This is a genomic window from Micromonospora sp. CNZ295 (assembly GCF_004217535.1).
The window spans coordinates 365,641-379,410 of sequence record NZ_SHKZ01000001.1 but is presented as its reverse complement, the minus strand read 5'-3'; the positions used below and the strand labels follow the sequence as shown (position 1 = coordinate 379,410).

Here is a 13,770-nt window from a genome sequence, read left to right as displayed (position 1 = left end):
GGTGGGTGGTCATTCGGCGTGGTGGCGGCCGGTAAAGCGGAGGGAGCGGCGGCCGCTCTCCTGCTCGGGTTCGTTGTCGGACAGCGGCTTGGCCAGCCCGGCGACCCAGTGGACGAACTCCTCGTCCTGAGCCGGCAACTGCTCCGTCTCCGCGGTGCCGTCGGCCTCTCCCGTGCGCGACCGGTTGCGCCGGAACAGGCCCCGGCGGCGGGGTGCCGGCGCGGCAGGCGTCGCACCGGACGTGGGCCCGGTCGGCGGGGCAGTATCGCCCGTCGCGGCCCGGGCGGTAGCGACGTCACTGACCGGCTCGCCCCGGTCGTCGGGGTGCCCGAGCACGGCCGGATCGGCGGCGGGCGGCGACGGTGGCGACGGTGGCGTCGTACCGCCGCCGGCGCTCGCCCCGGAGCCGCTGAACCGCAGGTCGGCGGGCCTGGCGTCGGTGGGCCTGGCGTCGGTGGGCCTGGCGTCGGTGGGGCCGGTGCGGTGGACAGTGCCGAAGGCGTTCCAGGTCCCCGCGCTGTTCAGGTCGGGCAGCGGCGCCCGGTGCCGGGGTCGGGGCGCGCCGTCGCGGGCCGAGTCCTCGGCGGAGGGGCGCGCAGGTGCGGCGTACGGGTCGGACCCGGCGCGACGCGGCTCCGGCGGAGCCGGTGTGAATGGTGTGGGTGCCGGCGGGAGCACCTGGAACGGCTCGGGCCCGAGCGGGGTGGGGGTCGGGCGCGGCGGTGTGACCGGTACCGGGTCGGCGACCGCGGACACACCGGGTCCGACCGGCGTCGGCGCCGGACGGGCCGGAGTGGCCGGAGTGGGCGTCACCCGGGACGGCGTGGAGAGAGTGGGCGCATCGGCGACCGGAGCGGTGTCGTGCCGGCCGCGCTGCTCGGCGGCCGGGGCATCCGTGACCGGAGCGGTGTCGTGCCGGCCGCGCTGCTCGGCGGTCGCGGCATCCGTGACCGGAGCCGTGCCGCGCCGGGTGCGTTTCTCGGCGGTCTCCGGTTCCGGCTTGCCCGAGGCGCGACCGGATCCCGGCCGGTCCGGACGTCCGGCCGGGTCGCCCGCTGCGGCGTCGGTGTTGTCCCGAGCCGGAGCGGCGGCAGCCCGCTCGGCCGGCGCTTCCCCAGGTTGGCCGGGGGCGGCGCCGTTCGCCCGCTCCGCTGCGGCGGCTGTTGCGCGGGACGCTTTGGTCGGCGTGGTCTTGGTCCGCCGAGCCCGGCGGGGTCGTGGCGTCGGTCCACCGGCCGCCGACCCGTCAACCGGCTCCGCGCCCGGCCCGGGTCCCCCCGGTTCCTCGGGGGCCCGGGCAGCACCCACGGTGGTGGTCGAACCGTCCGAGGCCGAGGCGCGGGTGTCGGCCGGAGCCGTGGTGGTCCCGGCGTCGTCCACGGCCTTGCTCGGTTCGGCGGGGCGGGAGGCGGTGGTCCGGGCACGGCCCGGTCCGGAGGCGGTCCGCGCGGCGTCCGGCGTTGTGCCGGCGGCGGCACTGTCCCGGGTCGTGGCGGTACGCCGATTGTCCGGGGATGTGGTCCGCGCGTCGCTCGGCGTCGCGGTGGAGCGGGCGCGGTCCGACCCGGTGGTGGGGCGGGCGTGGTCCAGCGTCGTGCTGGTCCTGGCGCCGACCGGAGGCGTGGTCACCCCGACGTCGCCTGGTCCGGTGGTGCTCCCGGTGCCGCCGTGCTTCGCGGTCGCGTTCCCCGGCACGACGGGCGTTTCCGCTCCGTCCGAGCCGGACGATCCGGGGAAGCGGGCCGGCTCGGCCGCATCGGTGCGGTCCGAGGGCGCGGATCGGGCCGTACCCGGATCGGGTGCCGGACGGGGGTCGGCCGTCAGCCCGGGATCGGGCACCGGCACGCGGGCGGCCGTCGGCCCGGGGTCGGTTGTCGGCCCGGGGTCGGGCGCCGGCACGCGGGCGGATGCCCGCGTACCGCCCGAGGCCGGCCAGTCCCAGTGGGCCGGCGGGACGACGCCTCGGAACGGTCCGTCCGTCGATGCGGCCGGCACGCCGCCGGCCGGGTCCCCGACCGCGGCCGAGGTGCGTGCCCCATCCCCGGCGGCCGAGGCGGTCGCCTCGCCCGCGGTGGGGTCGAGGGCGGTACCGGGCGACCCGGCCGGATCGCGGTGGCTGGTGGGCGCTGCGGGCCTTTCCGCCGGCGACAGGGCGGGACCGGTGGGCAGCGGGCGCAGGATGTCGGTCGGCTCGATCGCAGCGGGGCCGGGCCCGTCGGCGGCGCCGGCCACGGGAGCGGCCGGGCGCTCGACGAGCGGCCAGCGCAGCAGCGCGGCGGCGGTCGAACCGAGCGCGCCGGCGGCCACGGCCAGCAGGGCGCCGTAGTACGGCGTGGCCTGGTACCGGTCGACGCCGTCACCCGGGCCGGCGGTCAGGTAGGCGAACGCCAGCAGCACCGGGCCGGTCATCCCGGTCAGGCCGCAGATCAGCGGTGGGTGGCCACGCCAGCGGGCGAGGGACCCGGTAACCGCGCCGGCCAGCAGCGCCACCAGGGGCGGGACCAGCAGGGAGAGGCGCTGCGCCGCGGCGGCGTCCAGCCACGACGGTTCCAGCACCCCGAGACGCACGGTGATCAGCGGCCCGGTGGCCGCCAGCGACGGGGTCACCGACACCAGGGCGAGCAGCCAGACGGTGCCGGTGAAGAGCGCCACGTTCCAGCCCAGCGGCGGCCGGACCAGGACGGCCAGCGCGGCTCCCGCGCCGACCGCCGCGCCGAGAACGGCGCAGATGGCGACGGCCCAGACCGGGTCCACCGAGATCAGGTCGGCGGCCCGGGCCGGCTGCATGCAGAGCGGCGCGACGATCGTGGCGCCCAGCGCGGCGGCGGCCGCGACGGCGAGCTGCCGGCCGGTGCCGGTCAGCGGTCCGTCCCGGCGGGTCAGGCGCTCGGCGAGGACGGCGCCGACGACGGCGGCGTTCGCCGCGAACCACCCGACCCAGGCGAGCTGGGCGGGCCACTGGTTGACGGTGCCACCGGTGAAGGAGCCGGTGAGCCGGACGACGCCGAAGCCGAACGCGATGCCGAGCTGGCCCGCGCCGGCCAGCAGGCTCAGCCCGAGCGCCGTGAGCAGCGGTCTGCCCCAGGTCCGAAAGGCCATGTCGGGCACGTTACGGTCCGTTGCGCCCGATCGCCACCGGCACGCCGTGGGGCGGGTCAGCCCTGCCGGCGGCAGGTCTACTTGAGTTCGACCAGCCGGGCCAGGTACGTCGTGTCGCCCACGTTGGTCAGCATGTGCACCGCCCCCGGATCCCGGTAGACGACGCCGCCGGTGGGCTCGTCGGCGTCGATCCGGGTGCCGTCGACGGTCTGCACGACGTTCTTCGCGCCCTGGATCGCCACCACCAGGTACGGGTGGTCGTGCCGGTGCAGCGGTTGCCGCTCACCGGGCTCCAGCTTGATGTGCCAGACGCGTACCCGGTCGTTCTCGTACACGATCTCCTGGCCCACCGGGCCGAGTTCGAGGTCGGTGTCGGTCATCGGATTCCGTCCAGTTGGGGGAGCACCTCGGCGGCGATGAGCTCCAGGTGGTCGAGGTCGGCGAGGTCGATCAGGCGCAGGTGGACGCGGGTCGCCCCGATGGCGGCGAACTCGCCGATGCGTTCGACGAGTCGTGCGGGCGAGCCGACGACCGGGTCCTCCGGCGGAAGGGCGCTGGGCACGTGCAGCGGGGCGGCGCGCCGGCGGGCCTCGGCGTCCGTGCGGCCGATCGCCACGACGATCCCCGCCGACAGCACCAGCGGCGGCCGGCCGGACGCCGACCGGCCGGCCCGGTCGCACGCCTCCCGGACCCGTTCGTACGCGGCGGCGGTCTGGGCGACCGACGTGAACGGCAGGTTGAACTCGTCGGCGTACCGGGCGGCGAGTTCGGGCGTGCGCTTCGGGCCGCGGCCGCCCACGATCACCGGCGGGCCGGGCACCTGCACCGGCTTCGGCAGCGCCGGGGCGTCGAGCAGGCGGTAGTGCTGGCCGGAGTAGCTGAAGGTCCGATCGGCGGGCGTGCGCCACAGCCCGGTGACGATCTCCAGCTGCTCGGCCAGCCGGTCGAAGCGTTCGGCGACGCCCGGGAAGGGGATGCCGTACGCGGTGTGCTCGCGCTCGTACCAGCCGGCGCCGATGCCCAGCTCGACGCGGCCGCCGCTCATCTGGTCGACCTGGGCCACCATCAGGGCCAGTGGGCCGGGCAGCCGGAAGGTGGCCGAGGTGACCAGCGTGCCGAGCCGGATTCGGCTGGTCTCGCGGGCCAGCGCGGCCAGCGTCAGCCAGGCGTCGGTGGGGCCGGGCGGCACCGGGTCGTCGCCCATGGCCCGGTAGTGGTCGGCGCGGAGGAAGGCCCCGTAACCGCAGCTCTCGGCGAGACGCGCGAACCGGAGCTGGTCGTCGTAGCTGGCCCCGCGGTGCGGCTCGGTGAACACCGACACGCGCATGGTCAGCGCCTCTCCGCCGGCACCGGCGGTTCCTTCTCCATCAGCAGCTCGTGCAGTTCGGCGCTGACCCGGGCGACCTCCGCCAGGTGCGCGTTGCGGCCGAGCGTGCGGGGCCGGGGGATGGTCACGTCGACGATGCGGCGGATCCGGCCGGGGCGGGGGCTGAGCACCACCACACGGTCGGCGAGCAGGACGGCCTCGTCGATCGAGTGCGTGACGAAGACGACCGTCGCCGAGGTCTCCATGTGCACCCGCTGCAGCTCGCCGGAGAGCTCCTCCCGGGTGAGCGCGTCGAGCGCCGAGAACGGCTCGTCCATCAACATCACGCGGGGCTCGCCGATCAGGGAGCGGCACAGCGAGACCCGCTGCTGCATGCCGCCGGACAGTTCGTGCGGCAGCCGCTTCTCGAAGCCGCCCAGGCCGGCCATCTCCAGCAGCTGCCGGGCCCGGTCGCGGTGCTTCGCCCGCTTCCACCCGAAGATCTCGACCGGCAGCAGGACGTTGTCCAGCACCGTGCGCCAGGGCAGCAGCGCCGGCCGCTGGAAGAGCATCGCGACGTCCTGCCGGGGCCGGGCGACCGGGGTCCCGGCGACCGTGATCGCTCCGGCGGTCACCGGCAGCAGCCCCGCGACGAGCCGCAGCAGCGTCGACTTGCCGCAGCCGGAGCGGCCGACGACCGCCACGAACTCACCCTCGGCGACGTCGAGGTCGATGCCGCGCAGCGCCTCCACCCGGCCGGACCGGCCGTCGAAGGTACGGGACACCCCGGACAGACGGATCATCCCGTGGGCCTCCCTGAGTCTGCGGTCAGCAATCCGCGGGACAGGGTATCCGGATCGTGTCTCAATCGCACCGTCCGGGGTGGAGGTCGGTTGTTTCCGTTCCGCAACCCGATACGCCTGGCGTCGCAAAGGTGGGTTTCTCGTACGCTGTGCCCGCGAAGAGTCCCCTCACGACGGTGGTGCCGGCTACACCCCCTCCCGCCGACACCGCCCGACAACCCCCTCCGGAGGCCCGGCGGCCCCGGACGGAAAGGACAAGGTGCACTGATGAGAAGGCTGACCCGTACGGTCGCCGCGGCCACGATGGCCGCCGCCCTGGCCCTGGTCGGAGCCTGCAGCAGCGGCTCGGACGCCGAGGACGACGCCAAGGGCGGTGAGGGTGCGGCACTGGAGAAGGTGACCTACCTCACATCGTTCGGCAACTTCGGCCGTGACTCCTACGCCTGGGTGGCGAAGGAGAAGGGCTTCTTCCGCGACGCCGGCTTCGACGTCGAGATCAAGCCGGGCCAAGGCACCAACGCCGTCATCCAGACCATCGTGGGCGGGCAGGCGCAGTTCGGCCCGATCGACCTCACCGGTGGTCTGCTCCAGCTCGGCGGCGGCCAGGTCAAGGACTTCGTCGCGGTGGCCGCGATCCAGCAGCGCACGATGGCGGCGATTGCCACGGTCGAGGGCAAGAACATCGCCTCGCCGAAGGACCTCGAGGGGAAGAAGCTCGCCGACACCCCCGGCTCCGTGGTCCGCAACCTCTTCCCGACGTACGCGAAGCTGGCGGGCGTCGACGAGAGCAAGGTGACCTGGGTCAACGGTGAGGCGCAGACGCTGATGGGCACCCTCGCCTCCGGCGCGGTCGACGGCATCGGGCAGTTCGTGGTGGGTCAGCCGACCATCGAGACGGTGACCAAGAAGAAGGCGGTCCTGCTGCCGTACAGCGAGTACATGCAGGACCTCTACGGCAACGTACTGATCACCTCCACGAAGCTCGCCAAGGAGAACCCGGACATGGTCAAGCGGTTCACCGGCGCCCTGCTGAAGGGCCTGGAGTACTCGCTGACCAACCCGCAGGAGGCGGCCGAGCTGCTGAAGAAGAACGTGGATGCGGCGAACGTCGCGGCGGCCAAGGCGGAGCTGGAGCTGATGGCCGGGTACGTCCGGTCCAACAACAGCGGCGCTCAGATCGGCACGCTGGACAGCGGCCGGGTGGCCAAGAGCATCGCGATCCTGCAGGGCGCCGGCGCGCTCAAGCAGAACATCACGCCCGACCAGATCATCGACTTCAGCCTCGCGCCGAAGGCCTGATCGTCCACCGGTCGGGGGTGCGGCCCGTGGGACGCTCCGGGCCGCACCCCCGTCGCGTGCCGGCCGTCAGCCGGCAGGAGAGGAGAATCCCGTGACCGAGGCGACCGGTACGCGGGCCGGGCAGCGGCCCCCGGCAGCGGCGGGCGAACCCGCCGCGACGACGGTCCCCGGCCCGCCGCCCACCCGGCGGTGGCACGGGGCGGTGCTGGCGAGCGTCGGCCTGCCGCTGCTCGGGGTGGTGATCGCGCTGGCCCTGTGGTGGCTGGTCTCCTCGGGGCTCAGTCTCGTGCACCCGTCCGCGCTGCCACCGCCGCAGGCCGTCTGGGATTCCCTGACGGCGTCGAGCGACGTGCTGCTACCAGCCCTGGGCGTCACGACGCTGATGACGGTGCTCGGATTCCTGATCTCGACGGTTGCCGGGGTGCTGATCGGGATGGCGCTGGCCGCGTCCCGGCGCGTCGAGCGGATGTTCGCCCCGCTGCTGGTGGCGGTCAACGCGGTGCCGAAGATCGCGTTCGGCCCGCTGCTCGTGGTCGCCGTCGGCTGGGGCGAGAAGCCGATCCTGACCATGGTTTTCCTGCTCTGCTTCTTCCCGATCGTGCTCTCCACGGCGACCGGCCTCACCACGACGCCCGGGGACCTGGCCGAGATGGCCCGGTCGCTGAACGCCTCGTGGTGGCAGTCGTTCCGGAAGGTGCGCCTCCCGGCCGCGCTGCCGCAGGTCTTCGTGGGGCTCAAGGTGGCGATGCCGCTGGCCGCCATCGGCGCCGTGATCGGCGAGTTCTACTCGGACAAGCCGGGGCTGGGCTTCCAGATCCTGCAGTACAACGGGGTCGGCGACACCGCCACCGCGTGGGCGGCGATCGTGTTGATCGCCGCGATGAGCATCGCGCTCTACTCGGCGCTCTCCCTTGTCGAACGACTCGCGCTGCCCTGGGTCCGCGCGACCACGTCGGCTCGCTGACCTGAGCCACGTCGGCCGGCCCTCGACCCGGGCCGGCCGGACGTCGCCCGGCCCGGGCGACGCCGGCCGGGGTCGGTCAGCTGGCGAGGCGCCAGCGGCCGTTGCGGGCGACCAGGGTGGTCAGCGCCTGCGGCATGAGACCCGAGTGGTTGTCCGGGGTCATCCGGATCGGGCCGGAGAGACCGTCCATCTGGGAGGTTTCCAGCACGTCGCGGATGCCGTCCCGGTTGGCCTTGCCGGGCTCGCCACCCGATTGCAGGGCGGCGTCGGCGATGAGCTGGACGGCGTCCGCGGCGAACGAGGACGAGCCGTGGTACCCCCCGAAGCGGGCGGTGTAGTCCTGGAACCACTGCCGCCGGGCGGCCTTCGCCGGGGTGGTGGCGATGATGTCGTCGATCACCATGGTCTGCGTGAAGACCAGCGTGGCGCGCTCGCTGGCCTTCGCCGCACCGCCGAGGAAGAGGTCCCCGGCGGCCGAGGCGTCGAGGTAGAGCGAGCCCCGGAAGCGGGCCTCCTGCGCGGCCACGGCGGCGAGGCTCGCCTGCTCCGCCGGCGTCCAGAGCACGAGGGCATCGGGCTTCTCGTCGGCCAGTGCCGCGACCTGGCGGGTGACGTCGGTGTCGGTGGCCCGGACCGTCTCCACGGCCTGCACGTCGATGTCCACCTTGCTCAACGCGCTCTTGAGGGCGGCGAGCCCCTCCCGGCCGTAGTCGTCGTCGCTGTGCAGCACGCCGATGTCGCGGACACCGCCGCGGCGCAGTTCGACGGTGAGGGCGGCGGCGTTGTCGGGCGCGTTCGGGGCCAGCTTGAACACGTACCGGCGCTGCGCTACCGGGCTGGTGATGGCGCTGGCGGAGGCCAGCGCCACGGTCGGCACCCGCCGCTCGTCGATGGTGCTCACCGCGCCCACCGCGCACTCGTTGCAGCCACCCATGATGATCGCGCTGACCCGCGGATCCCCGCTGAAGTCGTTGATGTTCCGCAGGGACTCGCTGGCGTCGGAGCGGTTGTCCTTGACCTTGAGTTCGACGCGCCGGCCGTTCAGCGAACCGGAGGAGTTCAGCTGGTCGACCTTGAGTTCGAGGGCACGCTGGTACGCCCGGCCGACCGCCGCGGCGGCTCCGGACAGTTCGAGGTCCGCGGCGATGACGATGGGGCCGGAGTCCTGCTCGTCGGCGCCGAACTGGCAGGCGGTGAGAGTGGTGGCCAGGACTGCCGAGGCGAGCGCCGCGACGGTTGCGGAGCGGATGGGGCTCAACTTGTCCTCCAGGTGCGGCACGGGAACCGTCGGACCGTTCGTCCCGAATGGAGCACGAACACTTTGCCGTACGGTGTGCGCGAAAGCCTGCAAAACCTTGCCAATGTCGGGCGCTGCGGTCAAGCGGGCAGTGCAGAGGCGTTTCGGGATGCGAATCCCACATGGTGGGGTAACACAAAGTTTGCAAACGGTCACGGATGGGGTTCATCCGGCCACTGACTGTCTACATTGCCTGTTCAGAGCGTTGGGTAATTGGTGGCATTGAAAGAGCGGCGCATCGGTTCCGTGCCGTCCGACCGTTTCCTACCCCACTGCGGCTTCCCAAACGTGATCCCGTCTGATGAAATCGCGGCCGTGCCGCGCGTGGTTCTCCGCTGCACCAGGCACGGGTCGGCGGTTCAGGCGTGGATGAAACGACGGAGGCGATGTCGTGAGCACCGGACCGACGACCCTGCCCGCAGGCGGCGACATTGACCGCCCGAAGCGCCGGCAGCTGCCCCGGCTCCGGGACGCCCGGATCCGCTCGAAGCTCGCGCTGATCCTGGTCGTGCCGGTCGCCGCGGTCATCGCCCTGGCCTCGGTCCGCCTGGTGGCGGTCGGTCAGGGCGCGTACGACGCGACGCGGGCCAAGGCGCTCACCGAGCTCTCCATCGACGTCTCCGCGCTCGTCCAGGACGTGCACGCCGAACGGATGGCGGCGGCCGGCTACCTGTCGGCGCCGCAGCAGGGCGCCGACGCGTACAACCTCCGGGTGCGCAGCACCGACGAGCGGGTGCGGGCGTACATCGAGGAGCGCGACCGGGTCGGCGACGTGCCCACCGCCGTCCGGGACCGGCTGGCGGCCATCGACGACCACCTCCAGACGCTCGACGCGACCCGGCAGCAGGTGCTGGACCGCAAGCAGATGGCGGTCGCCGAGGCGGTGCTGCGCTACGGCGTCATCCTGACCGACCTGGTGGCCTACGGCGAGGGCCTCGCCCAACTGCCCGGCGAGGAGCAGCTGGCCGACGCCCGGCGCGCGGTCGCCGCGTTCGCCCGGGCCAAGGCGGCGGTGGCCGAGGAGGAGGCGGTCGCGTACACGGCGCTCAGCGCCGGCCGGCTCGACGAGGAGCAGTTCTCCTCGTTCGTGGCGACCCTGACCAGCCAGCAGGAGGCGCTGCTCGCCTTCTCGCTCGCGGCCGACCCGACGCAGCGCGCGCTGGTCGACAGCACCGTCTCCGGCGACGCGGTCACGCTGGCCGACCGGGTCGCCGCCGACATCACCCGCTCGGTCGGGCAGCGGCCGCTCGTGAACGCCAAGGACGCCAGCACCGCCATCGGCGCGGTGAACGACCTGATGCGGTGGGCCGAGATCCGCCTGCAGGACGAGCTGCTCGCGCAGACCGAGCAGGCCCGCTCGGACGTCCTGCGACAGGCCCTCATCGAGTCGCTGCTGGTGCTCCTCACCCTCGTCATCGCGGTCACCCTCGCCGTGGTGCTGGCCCGCTCGCTGAACCACTCGCTGCACCGGCTGCGCGAGGGTGCCCTCGCGGTCGCCAACCACGACCTGCCGGAGGCGGTGCGCCGGCTGCAGAGCATGGAGACCGTCGGCGAGGGCGGGGTCGACGAGATCGTCCGGCAGGTACGGGACCCGATCAAGCTCGCCAACCGGGACGAGGTCGGCCAGGTCGCCCTCGCCTTCAACGTGGTCCACCGGGAGGCGGTCCGGGTGGCCGCCGAGCAGGCGGCCCTGCGTACCAGCGTCTCGGCGATGTTCCTCAACCTGGCCCGGCGCAGTCAGACGCTGGTCGACCGCATGATCGGCGAACTGGACGCGATCGAGCGCGGCGAGGAGGACCCGAAGCGGCTGGCCCGGCTGTTCGAGCTGGACCACCTGGCCACCCGGATGCGGCGCAACGACGAGAACCTGCTGGTCCTCGCGGGCGCCGACTCGGCCGTGCCCCGGCGCGAGGACGCCCTGCTGGTGGACGTGCTGCGCGCGGCGCAGTCCGAGGTGGAGCTGTACAACCGGATCGAGTTCGGGACGGTCGACACCGACGTGTCGGTGGCCGCCCACGCCGTCAACGACGTGGTCCGCCTGGTCGCCGAGCTGCTCGACAACGCCACCCGGTTCTCGCCGCCGAACACCACCGTCGTCGCCGACGGCCGGCGGATCCGCGACTACGTGCTGATCCAGGTCGAGGACCGCGGTCTCGGCCTCTCCGACGATCAGCTCGACTCGCTCAACCGCCGGCTCGCCGAGCCGCCGAGCGTCGACGTCGCGGCGTTCCGGCTGATGGGCCTCGCCGTGGTGAGCCGGCTCGCCGCCCGCTACGGCATCCGGGTCGAGCTGCGCCGCAACGTCGAGGGCGGGACCGTCGCCCAGGTGACCCTGCCGACGGCCACGGTCGTGCTGCCCGCCAACCGCGGGCAGGCGCCGGTCACCCGGCCGCGCCAGCCGCTCGCGGTGGAGCAGACCCCGGTCGGCGTCGGTGAACCGCTGGCCGGTGCGACGCGGACCGCCACCCTGCCCGACCCGTGGCGGACCGACCAGGCCCCGCCGGTCCCGTGGCAGGCGCCGGAGCAGGCCCGGGACACCGCCGCGACGGTGCAGGCGCGGGAGACGGTGCAGGGGTGGGACGCGCCGATGCCGGCCGGCGGGTTGACCGGGATGGCGCCGACGCAGCCGACCTCCGGTGGTGACGGGCGTCCCGCCGGGACGCCCACCGCGGCGTACCCGTCGGTGAATCCGCTGCCCCGGCGTGCCTCCGCCGCGGACGCCTCCGCGGCGAGCGGCACCGTGCCCGCCGCGACCGGCGGTGTGCCGCCGGCGGGCGGCGGCTACACCGGAGGGCTCGGAGCGAACCTGGCCGCCACCGCGTCGCTCGCGCCCACCCCACCGATCACCCCGCCGGTCGACCTGCCGGCGGAGGCACCGATCTTCCGGGAGATGGAGGCGGTCTGGTTCCGGTCGCACGGGAACGACGCCACCGCCATCTTCGCCCGGCCGGACTTCGGCGAGCCGACGCCGGAGCGTCCCGCGGCGGCGGACGCTCCGGCCCGGCCCAAGCTGCCCACCCGGGTTCCCGGCACATCGGCGGCCCCACCGCCCGCCCAGCCGCCGCCGTCGTACAGTCCGCCGCCGACGCCGGACGCCGCACCGGCCGCGGCCCCGAGCGCGCCCGTGGCAGCTGTCCGCGAGGCGCCGGCCGCGACCTCCAGCACGCCTCCGGCGGCGCCCCAGGAGGCGACCGCCGCGGACGCTGACTCGTGGCGTACCGCCGCCGACGAGGGCTGGAACCGGGCCAGCCGGGCCGCGGAGCCGGCCACCGGCGGCACCACCCGTTCCGGTCTGCCCAAGCGGGTTCCGCAGGCGCAGCTGGTCCCCGGTGGCATCGAGCCCCGGGGCGTTCGGGAACGCACCCGTCGGACGCCGGACGACGTCCGTGGTCTGTTGTCGGCCTACCACCGTGGCGTGCAGCGCGGGCGGGCGGCCGGTACGGACCTGAACAGCACCTCGAGCAAGGAGACGAGCCGATGAACAGGCCAGCGGCCATGCAGGACATGGGTTGGCTGCTCACCAACTTCGCCGACAGCGTCGCGGGCATCGCCCACGTCGTGGCGGTGTCCGCCGACGGGCTGTTGCTCGCCTCCTCCCGGGACCTGCCGGCGGACCGGGCGGACCAGCTGGCGGCGATCACCTCGGGTGTGGTGAGCCTGACCGAGGGCGCGGCACGCATGTTCAGCGCCGGCGGCGTGCTCCAGACCGTCATCGAGATGGACAGCGGCTACCTGTTCCTGATGTCGATCAGCGACGGGTCGTCGATGGCCGTGCTCGCGGCCCGCAGCTGCGACGTCGGTCAGGTGGGTTACGAGATGGCACTCCTGGTGGAACGGGTCGGCGCGGCGCTGGTGCCGCTGCCCCGGGACGCGGTGCGCTCGTAACCCGGTGCGGCGCTCAGGCCGGCGCCGACCAGGTACAGGTGATCCGGGGCCGACGGCACCGGTTCGGGAGAGGGGAGGTGACTGCGGATGGAACAACGGCGTGCGGACCCGCGTGGGGAGCTGGTGCGCCCGTACGCGGTCACCCGGGGCCGGACCGAACCGCGACAGGACATCGCCCTGGAGGCGGTGCTGTCGGCGAGCGCCACCGCGGTGGCCGAGTCGCGCTTCGCGGGGCACGACAAGCACCGCATCGCGACGGTCTGCGAGGGCCGGGCGCAATCGCTGGCCGAGATCGCCGCGTACACCCGGATGCCGCTGGGCGTCACCCGGGTGCTGGTCGCCGACATGGTGGCCGAGGGCCTGCTGACGCTACACACCGCCGCTCCCGCTACGGGTTTCGCGGAGCGGATGAACCTGCTTGGAAGGGTGCTAAGTGGACTTCGCGAACTATGACCCCGCCGGGGCGAACCGCAGCCGGGAGATCATCTCCGCGAAGATCGTGATCGCGGGCGGCTTCGGCGTGGGCAAGACGACCCTGGTCGGCTCGATCTCCGAGATCACTCCGCTGACCACGGAGGCGGTCATGACCGCGGCCGGCGTGGGGATCGACGACCCGTCCAAGGTGCCCGGCAAGGAGACCACGACGGTCGCCATGGACTTCGGCCGGATCACGATGGCGCAGGACCTGATCCTGTACCTGTTCGGCACCCCCGGGCAGACCCGGTTCTGGTTCATGTGGGACGAGATCATCCGCGGTGCGGTGGGTGCGGCCGTCCTGGTGGACACCCGCCGGATCACCGACGCGTTCGCGCCGCTGGACTACTTCGAGAACCGCCAGCTGCCGTACGTGGTGGCGCTCAACAAGTTCGACGGTGCCCCGGACTACGAGCTGGAGGAGGTACGCGAGGCGCTCGCCATCCCGGCGCACGTGCCCCTCGTACTCACCGACGCGCGCCGGCGGGACGCGGTCAAGCAGGTGCTCGTGACGGTCGTCGAGCACGCCATGGCGCGCCTGCAGGCCGAGCACGACCGGGGCTTCCCGGCGCCGGTCGGGGGCTGAGGGCGCGCGGCTCAGCAGGCGTTGGGAAGGGCGCTTCCGCTACCGGAGACGTGGGGC

The 13,770-nt window shown here is 73.8% G+C and carries 11 protein-coding genes; 6 read left to right on the top strand and 5 right to left on the bottom strand.

Annotated features, from left to right (window positions below; all coding sequences use genetic code 11):
* Positions 1 to 9: 9 nt before the first annotated feature.
* The 4 genes from EV376_RS30425 to EV376_RS01685 form a co-directional block, all read right to left on the bottom strand.
* Positions 10 to 3,099 carry a hypothetical protein gene (locus EV376_RS30425; RefSeq protein WP_207227999.1) on the bottom strand — a complete coding sequence of 1,030 codons (3,090 nt, stop codon included), beginning with the start codon at positions 3,097 to 3,099 and terminating at the stop codon, positions 10 to 12.
* 77 nt (positions 3,100 to 3,176) lie between these two features.
* Positions 3,177 to 3,479, bottom strand: a complete 303-nt coding sequence (locus EV376_RS01695) for a cupin domain-containing protein (RefSeq protein WP_130320408.1) — start codon at positions 3,477 to 3,479, stop codon at positions 3,177 to 3,179.
* Positions 3,476 to 4,426: an LLM class F420-dependent oxidoreductase gene (locus EV376_RS01690; RefSeq protein WP_130320407.1), complete on the bottom strand. Its 951-nt coding sequence runs from the start codon at positions 4,424 to 4,426 to the stop codon at positions 3,476 to 3,478. The genes EV376_RS01695 and EV376_RS01690 overlap by 4 nt, the downstream gene beginning before the upstream one ends.
* Before the next feature lie 2 nt (positions 4,427 to 4,428).
* A complete protein-coding gene (locus EV376_RS01685; RefSeq protein ID WP_130320406.1) occupies positions 4,429 to 5,208 on the bottom strand; it encodes an ABC transporter ATP-binding protein in 780 nt (259 codons plus the stop codon).
* 267 nt (positions 5,209 to 5,475) lie between these two features.
* Here EV376_RS01685 and EV376_RS01680 point away from each other — a divergent pair, with 267 nt between their 5' ends.
* Positions 5,476 to 6,507, top strand: coding sequence for an ABC transporter substrate-binding protein (locus EV376_RS01680; RefSeq protein ID WP_130320405.1), 1,032 nt, complete (start codon positions 5,476 to 5,478; stop codon positions 6,505 to 6,507).
* Positions 6,508 to 6,598: 91 nt separating this feature from the next.
* A complete protein-coding gene (locus EV376_RS01675) occupies positions 6,599 to 7,471 on the top strand; it encodes an ABC transporter permease (protein WP_130320404.1) in 873 nt (290 codons plus the stop codon).
* 76 nt (positions 7,472 to 7,547) lie between these two features.
* On the opposite strand, the gene EV376_RS01670 is transcribed toward EV376_RS01675, so the two are convergent.
* Positions 7,548 to 8,729 (bottom strand): ABC transporter substrate-binding protein, encoded by a 1,182-nt coding sequence (locus EV376_RS01670; RefSeq protein ID WP_130320403.1) that lies wholly within the window; start codon positions 8,727 to 8,729, stop codon positions 7,548 to 7,550.
* A gap of 430 nt (positions 8,730 to 9,159) precedes the next feature.
* On the opposite strand from EV376_RS01670, the gene EV376_RS01665 reads away from it, so the two are divergent.
* The 4 genes from EV376_RS01665 to EV376_RS01650 all read left to right on the top strand — a co-directional run bounded on the left by EV376_RS01665 (position 9,160) and on the right by EV376_RS01650 (position 13,713).
* Positions 9,160 to 12,249 carry a sensor histidine kinase gene (locus tag EV376_RS01665; protein ID WP_130320402.1) on the top strand — a complete coding sequence of 1,030 codons (3,090 nt, stop codon included), beginning with the start codon at positions 9,160 to 9,162 and terminating at the stop codon, positions 12,247 to 12,249.
* On the top strand, positions 12,246 to 12,653 hold the full coding sequence (locus EV376_RS01660; RefSeq protein WP_030329975.1) for a roadblock/LC7 domain-containing protein: 408 nt from the start codon (positions 12,246 to 12,248) through the stop codon (positions 12,651 to 12,653). Before EV376_RS01665 ends, EV376_RS01660 begins: the two co-directional genes overlap by 4 nt.
* Positions 12,654 to 12,740: 87 nt before the next feature.
* The gene (locus tag EV376_RS01655) at positions 12,741 to 13,106 is read left to right on the top strand and encodes a DUF742 domain-containing protein (protein WP_130320401.1); all 366 of its coding nucleotides are present in this window, start codon (positions 12,741 to 12,743) and stop codon (positions 13,104 to 13,106) included.
* Complete coding sequence (locus tag EV376_RS01650; RefSeq protein WP_130320400.1) at positions 13,087 to 13,713, top strand: ATP/GTP-binding protein; 627 nt, start codon at positions 13,087 to 13,089, stop codon at positions 13,711 to 13,713. The genes EV376_RS01655 and EV376_RS01650 overlap by 20 nt, the downstream gene beginning before the upstream one ends.
* Positions 13,714 to 13,770: the final 57 nt, after the last annotated feature.